Source organism: Pseudarthrobacter sp. TE9888, from assembly GCF_056279345.1.
The window spans coordinates 2,549,225-2,566,830 of sequence record NZ_JBWBRD010000002.1 but is presented as its reverse complement, the minus strand read 5'-3'; the positions used below and the strand labels follow the sequence as shown (position 1 = coordinate 2,566,830).

At 58.4% G+C, this 17,606-nt stretch carries 9 protein-coding genes and 1 pseudogene; 6 read left to right on the top strand and 4 right to left on the bottom strand.

Translation table 11 applies throughout. The features are described 5' to 3' along the window. Window positions 1-12 precede the first annotated feature (12 nt). From ACZ9J7_RS12520 to ACZ9J7_RS12510, 3 genes and pseudogenes are all read right to left on the bottom strand, one after another. Window positions 13-339 carry a type II toxin-antitoxin system PemK/MazF family toxin gene (locus ACZ9J7_RS12520; protein ID WP_476209795.1) on the bottom strand — a complete coding sequence of 109 codons (327 nt, stop codon included), beginning with the start codon at window positions 337-339 and terminating at the stop codon, window positions 13-15. After that, the gene (locus tag ACZ9J7_RS12515; protein ID WP_476209794.1) at window positions 336-539 is read right to left on the bottom strand and encodes an antitoxin MazE-like protein; all 204 of its coding nucleotides are present in this window, start codon (window positions 537-539) and stop codon (window positions 336-338) included. The genes ACZ9J7_RS12520 and ACZ9J7_RS12515 overlap by 4 nt, the downstream gene beginning before the upstream one ends. A 112-nt stretch (window positions 540-651) precedes the next feature. After that, a pseudogene (locus ACZ9J7_RS12510) lies at window positions 652-1,509 on the bottom strand (2,3-butanediol dehydrogenase). Window positions 1,510-1,742: 233 nt separating this feature from the next. Between ACZ9J7_RS12510 and ACZ9J7_RS12505 the strand changes: the two are divergent. After that, complete coding sequence (locus tag ACZ9J7_RS12505; protein WP_476209793.1) at window positions 1,743-2,660, top strand: GIY-YIG nuclease family protein; 918 nt, start codon at window positions 1,743-1,745, stop codon at window positions 2,658-2,660. A gap of 529 nt (window positions 2,661-3,189) precedes the next feature. Here ACZ9J7_RS12505 and ACZ9J7_RS12500 read toward each other — a convergent pair. Next, entirely contained in the window at window positions 3,190-4,074 is an 885-nt protein-coding gene (locus ACZ9J7_RS12500) for an SHOCT domain-containing protein (RefSeq protein ID WP_476209791.1), read from the bottom strand. A 509-nt stretch (window positions 4,075-4,583) separates the two neighbouring features. On the opposite strand from ACZ9J7_RS12500, the gene ACZ9J7_RS12495 reads away from it, so the two are divergent. The 5 genes from ACZ9J7_RS12495 to drmB all read left to right on the top strand — a co-directional run bounded on the left by ACZ9J7_RS12495 (window position 4,584) and on the right by drmB (window position 17,558). After that, window positions 4,584-5,693 carry a DNA cytosine methyltransferase gene (locus tag ACZ9J7_RS12495; protein ID WP_476209790.1) on the top strand — a complete coding sequence of 370 codons (1,110 nt, stop codon included), beginning with the start codon at window positions 4,584-4,586 and terminating at the stop codon, window positions 5,691-5,693. 142 nt (window positions 5,694-5,835) lie between these two features. Next, window positions 5,836-10,470: a DEAD/DEAH box helicase gene (locus tag ACZ9J7_RS12490; protein WP_476209789.1), complete on the top strand. Its 4,635-nt coding sequence runs from the start codon at window positions 5,836-5,838 to the stop codon at window positions 10,468-10,470. Then, window positions 10,460-12,265 (top strand): UvrD-helicase domain-containing protein, encoded by a 1,806-nt coding sequence (locus ACZ9J7_RS12485; protein WP_476211851.1) that lies wholly within the window; start codon window positions 10,460-10,462, stop codon window positions 12,263-12,265. Before ACZ9J7_RS12490 ends, ACZ9J7_RS12485 begins: the two co-directional genes overlap by 11 nt. Window positions 12,266-12,274: 9 nt before the next feature. Then, window positions 12,275-15,475, top strand: coding sequence for a helicase-related protein (locus tag ACZ9J7_RS12480; protein WP_476209788.1), 3,201 nt, complete (start codon window positions 12,275-12,277; stop codon window positions 15,473-15,475). Further along, the gene (drmB, locus tag ACZ9J7_RS12475; RefSeq protein ID WP_476209787.1) at window positions 15,468-17,558 is read left to right on the top strand and encodes a DrmB family protein; all 2,091 of its coding nucleotides are present in this window, start codon (window positions 15,468-15,470) and stop codon (window positions 17,556-17,558) included. The genes ACZ9J7_RS12480 and drmB overlap by 8 nt, the downstream gene beginning before the upstream one ends. Window positions 17,559-17,606: the final 48 nt, after the last annotated feature.

The window sequence follows — 17,606 nt, the reverse complement described above, 5'->3', positions numbered from 1 at the left end:
CCTTTGTCCCAGTTACCGCGCCAGGCCGAGAAAGACAGCGAGCGACTGTTCAACAGCCACCATCGTTTCTGAATCAATCCGCCCTATCCTGTGTCCGAGATTGGTTCGGCGTACGGTTGTGAGCTTATCGACCATGATTTGGCTTGTGCGATCCAGACCGTTCAGTTTTCCCGGGTCAATCGTCAGCCTCAGCAGTGGGGCATCCACGAGGTACGACGCCAGGGGTAGGAGAGTGACAGACTCCGACTCGGCAAAGAGGTCGTCCTGGACGATGAGTCCCGGCCGGGGTTTCTGGGCATAGGTCCCGCCGGATACCGTCCACAACTCGCCGCGGTTCACTCCGGCCAGTCCTCTGAAATCTGTTCGACGAAATCCTGGTCGTCTGTAGTGCGGTCAGTGGCTGCGACGGCGCGCGCCTGGCGCTGGGCCTCGCGCTTGAACTCGTCCGTACGCGCATCCGGCACCCACATCTGAATTTGACGAAAGCCTCGCTCGCGCATGGCTACCCGGTGCCGCGCGACACGGTCCCTAACGCTCATGAAAACAACGTTACATGTAACGCGCTTACCTGTCAGCGGCAGTTGCGGTAGGAAGGACGACAACGAAACTTGCCTCCCGCCGTCGTCCTCGCACCGGTGCCCTATCCAGAAGCTACGGGTGCACCAGCACCTTCACCGCCGTGTCCTTGTGGTTGATGAGGGTGTCGAAGCCCTGCTCCACCAGGTCCTCCAGCGATCCGGCCCGTGATGAACGGCTTGAGGTCCACCTTGCCCTCCTGCACCAACTTGATCACGGCGGGATGGTCGCGGACGGAGGCGATGGTGCCGCGCAGGTCGATCTCCTTCAGCACCAGCTTCTGCATGTCCAGAGTGGCCGGCGCGCCCCAGATGGACACGTTGACCACCACGGCGCCGGGCCGGACGGCGTCGAGCATGGTGTCCAGCACCGCGTTCACGCCGGCGCATTCGAACGCGAGGTCGGCCCCGGTCCCGCCGGTGAGCTCCCGCACCCGCTCCGGCACGTTCTCCTGGCTGGGGTCAAGGACATGGTCCGCCACGCCGCTGGAGGTGGCCTTCTCCTTGTGCGCCTGGGTGAGCTCGCTGATGATCGTCGTCACCCCCATACCTTTGAGAACCGCAGCGGTTGGCAGCCCGATGGGCCCGGACCCGCCCACCAGCGCGGTGTCGCCGGTCTTCACGCCGCTGCGGGCAACGAAATAGGGTTCGACGACGACGTTGTCACCCACCGCGAGGCCCGTCACCCCTTCGCCCATTTCAGAGACAGTCCCCGAGAATTCGTGCCCCAGGGTCACCGTGGATTCCTCGTGCGAGAGCGGGTGCGGATGCCCCGGTGCCGGGCAAAAGATGGGCCCTTCCAAGTACTCGTGCAGGTCAGTGCCGCAGATGCCGCACCACGCCGCGTCGATCTTCACCGCCCCGGCGCGGAGTTCCGGCTCCGGATGTCCTCAATGCGGATGTCCTTGCGGGCGTGGAAACGTGCTGCCTTCATTATGGGTTCTTCCTTTAGTGAGACGGGATACAGGGGCCAGCGCAGCGGTGGGTGCAGGCCATACCCGGCGATCGTGCCATTCTGAACGGCACTCGGCCAGAGGCATCCGGCCCTGTACCAGAGCGATGATTACCCCGAGCCACGCGTTGCCGCGGACATGAACCGCCGATGCCCTAGACTCATTTCGGCTCGCGGCTGGATGAGCCTAGGCGCACGTTCAGAGGACGAGACTTATGGCCATTGGTAAGCAGGTTCGCTTGTTCCTAGTCGACGGCACTCCCGGGGGAATGCTGACGGCAGAGATCATGAACTGGACTGGGCACGTCATCGCGGCTAGCCGGTCCGATCTCGCTGAGCTGCTTCGCCGTGAAGAAGTCCAACGCACAGGCATCTACGTCCTGCTCGGCTATGGCGTGGAGGATCCTGATGAAACACTCATTTATATCGGCGAAGGTGACAATGTCGGCGAGCGTTTGAAGATGCACCATAAGCCCGAAGACAAGGGCGGCAAAGATTTCTGGAACCGAGCAATCGTGCTGACCAGCAAGGACGCGAACCTCACAAAAGCCCATGCCAGATACCTGGAAAGTCGCTTTATCAACATCGCCAAGGCTGCGGGCCGCACAATAGTGACCAACGGAACCGCACCCGCTCCACTTCCGCTCCCCGAAGCCGACAGGTCGGATATGGAGTACTTCGTTGATCAGGCCAAGATCATTCTCCCGGTTCTTGGTGTCGACGCTTTACGCAGCTTGCCGACTCCAAGCGAAGCTGCCGGCAGCCCGGCAGGCACAGAAAGCACTTCCCCGGTCTTTGAGATGACGCTAACGAACCTCGGAATCACTGCGTACGCTCAAGAGACCGACGGCGAATTCGCTGTCCTCGAAGGATCGGCAGCTCGGCCCGCATGGGTCGGGACCAATCACGCCTACGACAAGCTTCATCAAAAACTGATCGCCGCAGGCGTTCTCATTGCTGATGGACCCGCAGCCCGTTTCGGGAAGACGCATGTTTTCAAGAGCCCCAGTGCAGCAGGCGCTGTCATAGCGGGACGGACCACCAACGGCCGGACCAGCTGGCGCATCCCTTCCACGGGCATGACTTACGGCCAGTGGCAGGAGCAGGGAATCGCGCTACCAGAAGGAAGATAATTCGAAACTAAGCGAGTGAGCAAAACGGCCCGGTCACACATGGACCAGCAAGGACCGCGCGTTCCGAAGGCGTGGGCGGCCGCAGATTTTCACCTGCCGCCCTCCCTGCACCGGGTCGCGGCTCAATCGGACTTGTCGGACCAGGGAATGACCGTCAACGCGTTCGATGTCTCCTTGAGCTGCTGAACACAAGAGGATCCGCCGAGAAGCTCTCTGTCACTACGCCGGGCATCAACACCTTCAGGACCTGCCCGATTCAGAAGGCATCGCCGTGGATTGCCGAGGCGGCCGACTGGTTAGCCTTTCGCAGTGTTTGTGGGTCCGCTGGCTGAGGCGGCTTTGGAGCAGTTGTGTTTTGACAACCAGGCGTTCCTGGGCGCCGACGTCACCGCCGCGGACGGCATCTGCGAAACCAGGTTGCGGCGGCGGTTGATCGCATCACTTGAGCCTGCGGGAACCTGCCAAGCCAGCGCTCCTCATCGCTTGCCCCCTGCAGCAACAAAGGGTTTGTCTCTGGAAAGCACCGGACTCAGAGCCCGGCGATCAACTTCCCTTTTGCGGCAGCGAACTCGTCGTCGGAGAGGATTCCGTCCCGGTGCAGGTCAGCCAACTCACGGAGTCTATCTGCGAGGCTCGGAACAGTGGCGGCCAGACCTACTATGACAGGTTGAGGCTCTGACGCGGTTTCATGTGCGTCCACATCGACTGCTCCGAGCACCGAGTTACCCGCAGCCTCCAGCACGAGGCCAACCTCGTTGTGACCCTTGGCGCTCTTGTTGAAGACACCATTGCTGATTTGATTGATGAGCGTGTGAATCTGCCTGTCAGTGACAATTGTTAAGAAAGGCTTCCGCGCTTCGTTGGTTGCGAGGTGCGCTATGCCCGCAACCGCAAGACCCGGCGCGCTACCTTTCATGAAGGCTTTTCCGCCCTTCATCAAGCCCGCGAGCGCTGGACCGAGCGCGCTCTCCAAGCCGGAGGCTGCGTCGGAAGCTTGGTCCTGCCCTGGGTGAGTGAACTTAATCGAGCGCAACTTCTCGTACGGCGTATTCTTGGCGATGCTCGCAGGTTGAGTGGCAGTAGAGGCCCCCGTTGCGACACGTACGTAGCCGCCTTGGTAAATCTCGACTGTTGAGGCGCCGAAGATGCCACGGGTTACGAGCGCGCCAGCAGCCTCCGCGTCCACGGCATGCTTCCGCTCGAGTTCTGCTTTCGCATCCAGCCTATCCGCCGCGGCCTTCTTTACCACCGCTCCCAGCTTAGAAAAGGCGCCTTCCTTCTTTGTGCCCATGCTAGGGAGAGAGCTATCATCCGTTCCCGGCCCCTCAACCAGCTCCGACCAGGCCGCACCGTCCCAGTAGCTCATTTTGCCTTCTTGATCCGGGTACCATCCAGCTGGCGACTGTTCACTCATGGCAACATTCTGGCACAGCTAACGGGCTGCCCGAGGACGTTGAATTTGTGCCGCAAGCACTAATCAGCAATTGCGGAGCCAAAGCTCAAAGCGAGCATTTCAACTGTCCGACGATCGAGATTGCAACCTGGGAAGCCCGGGGACTCCCGCCCCGCCTTAAGGAGCCGTCAGCTGACAATCCAAGCGCAAGAACTTCGGGACGGAGACATTCCGGGCCGATGTCTCCATCCGCAAACCGAATATGGATCACTGTTACCGCATGACGCCGCCTACAAGGCAGATCCGTGGACTGACCGGACCTGGGCGAAAGAGCTTCGGCCAGCATTGCTGAGGACCTCAGCTGTCGGCGACGCGGACGGCATCAGACAACCCCACGGTCGTTGGGCTACGAACCAGCAGCACGGAAACCGTCGACCCTCTGAAGTTGCGAATCCTGGGCAAACGTATCGATCGAGACACGAGGCGAAGGCACGAGACTACGTGCCCCAGGCAGATATTCTTAGTGCACCATGAGTAGAGCCGTCGCCGCCCCAGTCGCTCCCTACGAGCGCAAGAAGACCGCAAGGTCCGTTACAGTTTTGGATCTCTTTGCTGGAGCCGGTGGATTAACGCAGGGTTTCTACGCAGCTTCCCCGAGGTTCCTCACTGAACGCGCCGTCGAGTTTGAGTGGTCAGCGGCTGCCTCCTTTGCGGCAACTTTCGGGGACAAGGTTTACGCGGGCCCAATCCAGGATTGGCTGCTGAACGAAAAGGTCCCCGAGGTGGACGTCGTCATAGGTGGGCCGCCGTGCCAGGGGTTTTCCCAGCTGGGAAAGCAGGACCCAGAGGACATCAGAAATACTCTGTGGCAGCCCTACGCAGAAGCCCTTGTACGGGCACAACCGAAGTACTTCATAGTCGAAAACGTACCTGCTTTTAGCAAGTCACAGCAGCTCCAAAACTTCCGGGAAGCTACCGGCGCGAAAGGGCTCATCAAGGACTACGACTTCCAGTGGCACGTCCTTAACGCGGCCGACTACGGAGCTCCTCAGGCCCGCAAGCGCGCCATACTTATAGGCCATCACAAGGACCTACCATTCCCTGGATTCCCGATGCCAACTCATATTGGACGTCACCGGACGGTGCGGCAAGCTCTGGAAGGAATTGACACCCGTGTCCGAGAAACGTTGCTGCCGACGCGCACAACGGAGTATGCGGGACGTATCTTCGCTGGCGCTTTCCGCACTTCTGAGCTGCATCTAAGCCGTGACTATGCCACGGAATCGCTCGAACGTTTCGGGTGGATCCCCGAGGGCGGAAACCGGTTCAATCTTCCTGACAGACTCAAAGCTCCTTGCTGGTTGAATCACAACTCGGGTTCCGGTGACGTGATGGGACGACTCCATTGGGACAAGCCTTCCGTTACGGTCCGAACCGAGTTCTTCAAGCCAGAAAAAGGGCGCTACCTCCACCCCACGGAGCACCGCGCAATCACTCATCTTGAGGCTGCAAAGCTTCAGGGCTTCCCGGACGACCGACTATGGGTTGGATCAAAAACTGCCATAGCCAAGCAGATCGGCAATGCGGTCCCCACAGCCCTGGGCAGGGCCATAGCCCGCCAACTCGTGCAGCACCTCTAAGACGCCTCGCCTTACCAGGAGTCTGCGGGCAAAAGTCGCATCTTGGTGGTAAATATTATCGAGAAGACTTCGGCGGTGGCCGATAGCACTGATCTCGATGTGGGGGACAGAACCAATGATGGTTCGGGATTCATGGGCCGGCGTGACTTCGCCGCTCAGCAAGTTTGTTGCGGCTGAAACACAGAGCGCACTCAATGCTTACAGGGCCCGTCCTGACCTTGTCCGCGAGCACAGCAACATTGAAGCTGCTATCTCCCAAGGCGGCTACGGCCGGAAGCAGCTAAACGAACTCATACAGAATGCGGCCGACGCCATCAAGGATGCGGGTGGTCGCATCAAAGTGGTCTTGACGGAGGATGCGCTTTATTGCGCCAACGAGGGCCAGGCCTTTTCCGAGGCGGGCTTTCGGACTCTAATGCTCTCCCACTCATCTGAAAAGCGTGACGATGAGATTGGGCGCTTTGGACTAGGTTTCAAGTCCGTTATCCAGGTAACTGCCGATCCAAAGATTTACAGCCGCAGCGGTTCTGTATCGTGGAGCCAGACTAGAAGCCGGCAACTGCTTCAGGATCTGTATCCCAACCTCGAAACGTACCCTGTTCTTCGACTAGCCACACCCGTGGACCCGGACATAGCAGCGGCCGACGACGGTGTTCTCGCCGAATTGTTTCCTTGGGCCTCCACCGTTGTGAAGCTGCCGCTCACAGGTAATGTCTCGTGGCTGTCCGAAGAGATCAAAAAATTCCCCGGCGAGTTTCTTCTTTTCTCCGAAAAAATTGGAACTCTGGAGTTCGAGGATCGGATCGACGGATCCGCCCTCATTTGGTCAGCCGCTAGGGAGGGTAACCGAGTAAGCCTCAGTGACGGAACCACAACAAACGAATGGCGCATCTTTCGGGACAAACATTTCGTCAGTACTCAGGCAACCGTCGAAGCTGGGAGCATTGTCGCCCGCAAGCAGGTGGATGTAACCTGGGCGGTCCCACTCACGGATAATCAGCGCCGAAAGATGGGCCGTTTCTGGAACTACTTCCCCACCCAGCACGAGACCTCGCTTCGCGGAATCGTTAATGCTGCTTTCAAGATGAACGAAGACCGCCACAGCATGCTTGAGACTCTCTATAACCGGGAAATCCTCACCCGGACACTTCCGCGAATGGTGGCAAGCGCGCTGAACGACCTCAGAACCCCAGGAGATCCTGCGCTGTTTTTGGATATTCTGCCCTCGCGTGATAAAGAGTCAAGCTCTTGGGCAGACTCCGTGATCAACAAACCGATCTTCGAGATTTTGCCTTTTGCGCCATGCCTGCCGGACAGATCAGGCGTCCTCAGGCTCCCGAATGAAATTAAGGTGCAGCCTGCACTAGAAGAAGCCACCCGCCTTATCGCTTTGTGGGAGTCCTGGGTCCCTGCAGACCGGCTGTGGTTACACGCGTCTGCTTTAAGACGAGAATTCCAGGTCATGCGAATTTTGAAGGAAGCGAACTTCAAGCGCGCGTCTCTTGAGGAATGGCTGGAGGAGGTTGTTGCGGGAGGCGAGCTGCAGGACTACGAAAATGCGCTGCAACTGGCCGCCATGATCGACAAGTCCTATGCGGATTACCGACCAGCCATGCGTCGAAGCCGTATCGTTCTTATGTCCGACGGCAGCGTTCAAGCCCCGATCACGTCAAGAGTGTTCCTTCCCATGAGCGCCGACGACGAATCCGCAAACGTTGTCTCCTATGACTTGATGCACCACGGCAACGCAAACAGCTACCTCCGTGCCCTTGACCTCCAAGCGCAAGACGGCCGGGGTATCGTCAACCGAGTCGCGAGCGAAGTGGCCCAGGACTACTCCGACGCCGAGCTCGCGCAGTCTCTATGGAGGCTTACTCGGTCGCTAGCAGTCCCCGAGAGTCTGGCTGTAATCAACGAGAGAACGGAGCCTGCGAAAGTCTTGGTTCGGTGCCGTGATCATCAGTGGCGTCCCCTTGGCAACGTTTGGCTCCCCGGCGGACTGTTCGCTCAAAACAGTGTTGGTGATGAACATCTTGTAGTGGACGACCAGTTCCACGCTAACGACCTCGCCCTTCTTAAGAACCTCGGCGCGAGGACAGCACTCCCGGACGCAAAGATGGCTCGAGGCGGTGCAACCTACGATCTGTGGAAGCACTCTGAGGCGACCCGAATTGCCAACGCATCTCGTAACGGACCCGCTCCCCTCTCCGAGGCCGGCATACGCTTCAATCAGGCCTTGACCACGGACGGACTACACCTTCTCAACGAGGCGTCAGCAACGACTCGGGCGAAGGTAACACGGACGATTCTGGGAAGGCCGCAGTATCCGTCAAAGGTCGAATTCAGCAGCGGTTTTCGACCGGCAGAAACGGTAGATGCTCCGGATCTATGGTGGGTAAAAAACTATGGGGCTTTCGAGACCCCCATCGGATTGGTGGACACCAAGCGGTGTGTCGGCAAAGTTGATGGCATACCAACCGATTACCTGCCCTTCCCAGGCGAAGAAGAGGCTGCCGCATTACGGTTGCCAACTGATCCTCGCCACATCCACTGGGGTTTCGTACTTTCTCTGGCCGAACAGGGTCTTCCGATGCTGCAGCTGCACGAACTCTATGGGGCATTAGCTGCACTCGATGTGCGTCCGCCGAAGGAGCTTCTTACTCCCCTTACCGGGGGCCGAAATACACGCTATCTAGCATCAGATGTACTCCTGGCAGTCGATCTTAAATCTCGGGACTACCTCGTTGAAACAGCCAACATCCCGGTCCTGTACACAGGTCATTCAGATCTGGATGAGGCCCTGACAGAGAACTGGGGAATCAAACCCGTCACAGTCGAATTCTTTACCTCGGCTCGAGGCATCCCGGTTGAAGGAGAAGAGCCGAAAAGTATCAAATCGCAATTCCCCTACCTCAAACGGGCGGCCAGCGAAGTTGCCGTTCAGACCTTGTGTGTTCCATGCGTCTCCGTGGAGGAGGTTCAGACGAACAGCTACGACTCGGGATCAGTTGCCACCCCAAGAGCCTCCTACCTACAAGATGGCATGCTCTACTACCGTGCTCCTCAAGGCGACCAGGCGTTGCTCACTACCATTCTCGGTGCATTTGGGAGCAAACGTTCCTCGGCTCAGGTCGTGCAGGCGATGCGACAGCTGAAGAGAGACGATGAGGCTCAGGCTCGAATTGGACGTGTGAACAAACAAAAGACCGATGCCGGCAAAGTGGCCGAGCTCGTGGGGAGGGAAACCCTCCGCGAATTGATCCCTGAAAGTGTCATGAAAATGCTGGCAGCGCGGGATCTGGAACTAACCGATGAACGCATGTTCGATATCGTCAGTAATCTCCATGGCAGCAGCTTGCTCAAGGTTCTCAAACCTGCGCTTGAAGAGGCTGGAATCGAAACGCCTGACCAGTTCCGTGGAGGTCGAACGGCTCGGGAATTTGTCAAGGAACTCGGCTTCTCCCCGGCACTTGCCGGCGAATCCATCAAGAGAAAACCGGAACGCGAAGAATTTGTCGGACCCGTGGGCCTTAAGCCGCTACACGCCTACCAAGAATCCACAAGCCGGAAGATTTGCGATCTTCTGGCTCAGCGAACTCCACATCGGCGTGGCTTAGTGCAGCTTCCGACGGGGGCTGGCAAGACCCGGGTTGCCGTCGAATCGGTGATCAGGGATATTGCCTCGACTTCCAAGGACCAACGTCGTCTGGTCCTGTGGATTGCGCAGTCTGACGAGCTATGTGAGCAAGCCATCGAAACCTGGACATACGTTTGGCAAGCTGCAGGTTCTCCTGGCGAACGGATGGCGGTGAGCAGGCTATGGGGCGGAAACAAAGCCGTCCGTGAGGAGACCAAACTTCACCTGGTCGTCGCGACAATTCAGACACTTTTCAGCATTTACCAAAACCGGCGCCAGATGTACGACTGGATGTCCGATCCGGACCTGGTCATTATTGATGAGGCCCACGGAGCAACTACTACGCAGTACATACAGGTATTAACCTGGTTGGGCCGTTCTTACACTGAGAAGTCGCGATCACTGCTGGGGCTGTCCGCCACGCCGTATCGGGGATCCAACGAGAAAGAGACAGAACGGCTTGTTGCACGCTTTGGCAGGAATCTCATTGAACCAGATGAGTTCGATGCGGAAAATGCGCACGAGTACCTGCAGAGCATCGAAGTCCTGGCCAGAGTCAACCACGAGGAACTGAAGGGCATCGAACTAAGGCTGAAGGACATGCCTTCCGCTACGGATCAAGAGTCACAAAGCTCGATGCTCGAGGCAAGGATCGACCTCCAGCAAGTTGCGGACAGCACGCAGCGTAACGAAGCTATTTTGGATCACATCAAGGCGTCGAAGACGAGTGGGCCCACGCTCGTCTTCGCCGCGTCGGTGGAGCATGCTGAGGCACTTGCGGCTGTCCTGTCGGTGGAGGGCATTCCTGCCGCCGCCATCTCAGGAAAGACCGACCTCGGCCACCGACGCTCAATTATCGAGGACTTCCGGAATGAAAAGATCCGGGTGCTCACAAACTTCGATGTGCTCACCCAAGGATTTGACGCGCCTAGGGTAGATGCTGTCTACGTATGCCGTCCAACCTTCTCACCGAACAAATACATACAGATGATCGGTCGCGGCCTTCGCGGTCCGCGTAACGGCGGTAGCGAAGAAGTCTTGATCGTGAACGTCAAGGACAATCTGGACCAGTATGGACACAAATTGGCGTTCACACAGTTCGACTATCTCTGGAGGAACGAGGCAATTGGTGCTCGCTGAAATTGAGCTGGACGAGAGCCAGCGGGCCGTAGCAGATGCGGAACCAGAGGACAGGCTGTTTGTCACCGCCGCGGCGGGGCAAGGCAAGACCGAAGTGCTTCTTGCCCGAGTGAAAACACTCGTAGAAGACGGTCTAAACCCGGCAGACGAGATTCTAGTGCTGAGTTTCTCACGAGCCGCCGTAGAAGCAGTGCGTAAACGTGCTCGTGTGCATGACCTGGATGGCCTGCAGATCAGGACATTTGACTCCTTTGCCGCACAAATACTGATCGACATGGACGAAGACATTCTTGGTAACAGCTTCGACGCGCGGATCCGGAAAGCGACGCAATACATTGCTGGCGACGAGACGCCCGACCGAATCCTGAACCTAAAGCACATTCTCGTTGATGAAGCCCAGGACCTCGTGGGCGATCGTGCTGAGCTTGTTCTGGCCTTGCTATCCGCCCTTGGAGACGACCTTGGCTTTACCGTTCTTGGTGATCCCCTTCAGGGCATCTACGATTTCCAGCTGGATGAATCGAAGTCGAAACTAACGTCGGCAGAACTTATCGAAAGACTCGTGAGCGATTTCGGCGCCGAGCACTTCGCGCTGGAGAAACACTACCGGGCGGTCACTGACCGTACCCGGGAGCTCATTTCTGTGGGTGACGAAATACGGAGCCTTGGTGAGCTCGATGATTCAGGTTCAGAGACAGCACACGGCCTTCTTGACGACTTCCGAAGGCAAGTGTCCAGCACCTCGGTGTTAAATGAGTCCGGGGCGCTAAGCCCGAACGACGGCGAGACGACGGCCCTCCTCTGTTCAACAAACTACGAGGTGCTTATCGCGAGCGAACTTCTGTGGCAAAACGGCTATCCGCATCTAGTTCGCCGGAAAGCTCAGGACATGAGTGTGGCGCCTTGGGTGCACCAGGTCTTCAAAGACCTCGAAGATCGAACGTACGATGCGGACGACATCAAGTCACGCCTTACCGCTCTCTTTGGCGACTCAGCAGCTGACCTGTGGCTTGCGCTAAAGACGGCTGAAGGGAATTTCACGGCTTACAATTCCTTGAATGTTCCCCAGCTGAGTCAGCGACTCCGCAGCCGTTCAATCCCGTTAACTCTGACAGTGGCAGATACTGCCAGCCTTATAGCCTCCACCGTTCACCGAGCCAAGGGGCTTGAGTTCACCAACGTCCTCTATCTGCAGCCTGAATTTGGATCGCCGGCCGCTGAGCAGAACGAGGCAACGCTCAAGCAAAAATACGTTGCGCTGACCCGCGCACGGGAAGAGATCATTTCCACGAAGTTGCCGAAGAAGCTGCTTCAGCGCGCCGACGGATCAACTGGACGCTGGTTGGAAAAGGCCTACGGAAAGTATGGCGCGTACAACGCCCGGATGGAGTTCCTCAACTCGGACATCGATGACGTCTCCCCTTACTACCCCGAAGACGGCGACGCCCAGGCAATACAGGACAACCTCGTATTGGAGGACCTCTTGGGCCAGGTAGTGTCTGGCTCCCTGCAATCCGAGCCGGAGCCCGGCGAAGTGCCCCGCTATGTATTGACGACCAGTGAAGGCAAGGTTATCGGGCGAACCAGCCCATCCTTCGCGTACGCACTGAAGAAGAACTTTGCATTCAAGACCCACCGCAGGGACGAATGGCCTGCAGGATTCACGGGCGCGCGCGTCACGTCCATCGAATGCGCTACCGGCCACCCGGAAGAGACGAAATTAACTGGGTTAGGCTCCTCGGGCATGTGGTTGGTCCCCCGGCTGACTGGTTTGATCACGCGGACGAAGAACTAGGAGCAATAAGTGTCAAAACTCGATGCCAAGTACGCCTTCCGCCGTGAGATGGTGGACCGCCTTGAAACAGATCTTTATGGACCGGGCTCTACCGATGAACTCATCACGGAACGTCCGCTGGAGCGCTATGTGACGGGCGTTCTTTGGCCCGCAGCTGACGACACCTACGTCGAAGCCCCTGACGAGCCAGAATCGGTTGCTGCAGCTTCAGGAGAGGCCTCCGTCGACAGCTCCGTCGCGAACGCCCGCCTGACCTATCCCAGCAGTGTAGGCCTTACCGTCTCCGTGGATACAAACCGTTCCACGTCCCTGGCTGTCACCCCAACGGCAGCGCGCTATACGCCAATAGCTACCGTCAGGGAGAGTGGCAGCAAACGGCGTGACACTTATGATTGGCAGCGAACTGCCGCTGATTTGCCCGAGATCGAGGTAGATCTTGCTGCATCTGGACCTCAGCGTCACCTGCTTGAGGGCGGCGCCCTGGAGCTGTATGCATTGGTGCGTGCCCCGGAAGATGCTGTTATTACCGTCACCGTTGTTCTCCGAAACACGCAACCCAAGCCGGACCCAGCCTCCGACAAGGATGTGGCGTGCTGGTTCCAGGCCGGCGTTTCAGTCCACACGCCAGTCCCGGCGCTGGTAGACCGTTCCAAGCTCCGCACCAGCGTCCCGTCAGACCCCGACTTAGCGTCCTCGGAGCTTCTCTACCGCAACCACATGGTCTTCGGGGCAGGCCACGGGTGCGCAATCGAAGTAAAAGAGGCCGACGTCGACGGGCGGCTTTGTCAACGAGTCTCGTCAACGTTTGTCCCCCGGCAAGACGTCCACAGATCCATGGCGGGAGGCAGTGCCGCGAATCTGTCGCTGCCTTTCATGGCAACAGCCTCTCGCGACGAAGTCGTTGCCGAACTCAACCGCCTCGCAGAGGACTACTCGTCCTGGATCGCAGCATCCACTGCATCTGCAACACAGGACGGGCCGGCGTACGTGCCACCCCATCTGCGCGGAGTCGCGGAGGAACACATGAAACAGGCGGGGATCGCCCACAGTCGCATCAAGGCTGGAATCAGATTGCTCGCCGAGGATACAAAAGCCTTCGGGGCGTTTCAGCTGGCGAACAAAGCGATGCACATGCAGCGTTCCCGCCAGGACTGGGTACGAAAAGGAGCCAAGGGCGATTTCAATCTTGGCGAGCAGAGCTGGCGCCCCTTCCAGATCGCTTTCATCCTCATCAATCTGCCGTCTCTAACGGACGACCAACACGAGGAAAGGGACATAGCCGATCTCCTCTGGTTTCCCACCGGTGGTGGAAAAACTGAAGCTTATCTCGGGCTTATCGCTTACCTTCTACTACTTCGTCGGCTTCGGGACAGCAACGTTCGCGGCGTTGCCGTGATCATGCGCTACACACTGCGACTTCTGACCATCCAACAGTTCGAGCGCGCCGCCATGCTCATCTGCTCCCTGGAATCCCTGCGGCTGGACAACGAGAACCGTCTGGGAGACACACCGTTCAGCATCGGGCTCTGGGTCGGCGGAGGCGCCACCCCGAACGACATTGCCACTGCGAGGACGAACCTCGGGAAGCTCAGGAGCAACCAGGAAGTCATCGAGGGCAACCCAAAACAGATAGAAGCATGCCCCTGGTGTGGCACCCGACTCACCGTTGACGACTACCGGATTACCAAGGTACCCACAGATCGAATGACTGTGACATGTTCCAATCGTTCATGCGACTTCACTGACGGCCTTCCCGTTCATATAGTCGACACGGATGTCTATAGGGAGCGTCCGGAGCTCGTGATCGGCACTGTCGACAAGTTCGCAGGGATGTCCTGGCGCGGCGAGATTGCAACGCTTTTTGGACGCCTCTCCCCTGCTGATCTGGGCCCGGACCTGATTATCCAGGATGAGCTTCACCTTATTTCCGGCCCCCTCGGTTCTACAGTTGGATTGTTCGAAACGGCTGTCGACCTGGCCGCCAGTGGCATCGGGCGTGAAGGGGGTTCAGAAGCCAGAAAACCAAAGATCGTTGCCTCCACGGCTACGATTCGAAGGGCTGAAGACCAGATTCGGTCCGTCTTTAGCCGTCAGTCCAGCCTGTTCCCGCCCCCGGGACTTGATCCTGACGACTCCTTCTTTGCCCAGAAGGCCCCCTCTAACCAATTCGGGACACGCCAATACGTTGGAGTGCTCGCGTCCGGCACCAGTCATGCGACGCTCATGGTCCGCACCTACGCCTCGTTGTTGCACTCGGCCAACCTTATTGAGGCGGCAACGGCCGAAGACCGTGACCCTTACTGGACGCTCATGGGGTACTTCAACAGTCTCCGGGTTCTTGGCTCCGCTTACCTTCAGGTATACGACGACGTCCGGGCCCGGCTTAATCTGCTGGCGAAACGCGACGGCAGGCTTGAGGGGCGTGGAATTCAATTGAGTGAGCTGACAAGCCGCGTTGAAAACCACAAAATTCCAGAGGCGCTCAAGTCCTTGGAGAAGAGCTTGATGAGTGGCCAGGTACCTGAGGACGTTGTATTGGCCACGAACATGATTTCAGTTGGCCTGGACGTCGACCGTCTGGGTCTTATGGCAGTCATGGGACAGCCCCAATCCAGCGCAGAGTACATTCAAGCAACGAGCCGCGTCGGGCGACAGCACCCGGGCCTGGTAGTGACCATCTTCAACGCAGCGCGCACACGGGACCGCTCACACTACGAATCCTTCAATGACTTCCATGGAGCGCTTTACCGGGCAGTTGAAGCAACCAGTGCCACGCCCTTCGCCGCACGATCTCGAGACCGCGGACTTCACGCGACGCTAGTCTCAGCGTTGAGGATGCTTGTCCCTGAGCTGCGCGGCACTGCAGGGCACGTCCGAGATGAATCCCCAGCAGTTGACGAAGTTATGTCCTGGATAGCCAACCGAGTCGCATCCGTCGATCCGGAGGAGTCATCCGCCACGCGCGAAGAGCTAGAGCGGCTTCTCAACATTTGGCGGAAAGCTGCCCTTGCTGACTCTGATCTCCCCTATGAGGGCAAGCGGAATTCGCCCCGATCGCTCCTCATCGATTCGAGTAAAGCTTTAGAAGACCCGGACTTCGTCTACAGCACCAGCACCATTCCGTGGCCCACGCCCCGCAGCATGCGCGACGTTGACGCAGAAACCGCGCTTCGGCCGGCCCCTATGAGGAAGGACGCCTCCCTTGGCTAGAAAGACTTACGCCGCCCGCCGCAGCCAGTTGATTTCCACTTTCGGAGTCGGCAGCCTGTTCCCTGCGGAAAATAACAGCTTCATGATCACAAGCATTGACCAATGGGATAAGAAACACCTAAAGGCAGTTAGTGAGCCGCGCCTGGCTCGCAGTCTGGGGGTGTCCGAGCTCCTACTGCCCCCGGCCGGGACTCGCGGGAAGATTCCGGTCGTCCGTTTTCCTCAGTTGCTCGTCTGCCCTAACTGCAAACGCCTCGGGAAGATCCAGCAGTTACAAGCTTCCTACGAGGATCCCAAGTGTGGCCTATGTAAGTCGCTGGCACCACTTACTCCATCGCGTTTCGTCGTCGCGTGCGAGGACGGGCACATCGACGACTTTCCCTATTCCTATTGGGTTCATGGCTTCACCCCGACAGAGGATGCCAACCACTTGCTTTCGCTTGCCTCGGAAGGCCGCACATCTTCCCTGGCCGACATGGTGGTCCGGTGTTCCTGCGGAAAATCCCGGACGATGGCGGACGCCTTCAACTCCATCGCCTTGAAGGAGATGAAGTGCCAGGGAAACCGCCCGTGGCTCGGCTGGGGATACCGGGAGCGTGAATGCGGGAAGCCTCCAAAGACGGTGCAGCGTGGTGCGTCTAACGTCTGGTTTCCGGTAGTCAGATCTGCAATCTCGATTCCGCCCTACTCGGAGTTTCTTGCCAAGGTCGTGACGTCGAAGGCTTCTCAGCTCAGCCAGCCTCAGGCCCTTGAACCGGCATCGGCTTGGGTTTTGGAGGGCGTTGTCCAGGAGTTTGATGGACGCTTCTCTGTGGACGAGCTGCGGGCCGAAATCCGACGCCAATTCCACGGCAGCGAAGAGACTGAGCTCTCCGAAGACCAGCTTCGTGAGCAAGAGTTCCTTGCGCTGATGAACGGCCGGAAGGACAGCCCTGACACAGATTTCGTGGCTGAGAAAGTAGCCGTTCCAACTGCCCACCAGCACTGGATCAAGGCGGCAAGAAAAATCACTCGGCTCAGGGAAGTGCGGGCACTTTACGGGTTCAGCCGCCTGCAACCGAGAGGCGAGGACAAGCCCGACGCAAAGCTGTCACCGCTCTCCCCTGACGACAACCGTCAGAACTGGCTGCCCGCAATCGAGACGCTCGGCGAGGGACTCTTCGTAGCCCTGGATAGGTCACAGGTTGAAGCGTGGGCAAAATCTGACTTCGCCGCAGGCAGGGAAAATACCTTGTGGATCAACGCCAAGCGTGCAGCGAAGCAGCGGGGATTGGACCCTTCCCCGGTGAGCATTTTGGAGACCCTGGTCCACACACTGTCCCACATCATCATCGACCAGCTTTCTCTCGACGCAGGCTACCCGGCATCTTCAATCCGGGAACGTCTCTATGTGGGTCAGGATCAGCTCGGAGTGCTTCTTTATACGGCTTCATCGGACTCGGCTGGCAGCCTGGGTGGCATCGCAGCGCAAGCGAGCCCCAAGCGTTTTGGTCCTGCACTGGATGAAGGCTTGTTCCGTACGTCGTGGTGCTCGGCCGACCCTGTGTGCATCGAATCCCGAGGCTCCGGTACGGATGCCCGTAACCTCGCTGCGTGCCATTGTTGCGTCCTCGTGCCGGAGACCAGCTGCGAACTGTTCAATTCAAATCTGGACCGAGGCTCTCTATTCGGAGTGCACGGGCAGATCGGTCTGGGGTTTCTGGAGTGGGCCAAGTTGAATCCGCTGGGAGAGCCTGGTGGCGCGGATGTGGAACAATCCGCAAAGCCTGAGCATGTGGACATCCCCGAGAGCATCAGGCAGAGCGCCTGGCTGACCGTCTTTGCGGAATCCGGTCCCGATTTGAAGGAATTGATTCCCGAACTTGTAGAAGTTGAGGTGGAGCTCGGAGACTGGGGGGCCGACATTGGCCCAGACAACCAGTGGCAGGTAGATCTATTGTGGCCTTCCTCCCGAGTGGCAGTACTCGTGGACCGCGACGACGAACGGGACGACTGGCTTGCGGAGCAGGGGTGGACCACGTATCACACGAAGGACTTTTCGCCTTCTGATCTCGCGGACAAGCTGGCCGACAAAGTCTACTGATGCCTTGTGCGGCGAGGGGGTCGGGAGTCCGACCCCCTCGCCGCATCA

Coding starts and splice junctions, on each gene's coding strand:
- ACZ9J7_RS12495 (WP_476209790.1), top strand. CDS start 4,584: ATGAGTAGAGCCGTCGCCGCCCCAGTCGCTCCCTACGAGCGCAAGAAG.
- ACZ9J7_RS12500 (WP_476209791.1), bottom strand. CDS start 4,074: ATGAGTGAACAGTCGCCAGCTGGATGGTACCCGGATCAAGAAGGCAAA.
- ACZ9J7_RS12515 (WP_476209794.1), bottom strand. CDS start 539: ATGAGCGTTAGGGACCGTGTCGCGCGGCACCGGGTAGCCATGCGCGAG.
- ACZ9J7_RS12505 (WP_476209793.1), top strand. CDS start 1,743: ATGGCCATTGGTAAGCAGGTTCGCTTGTTCCTAGTCGACGGCACTCCC.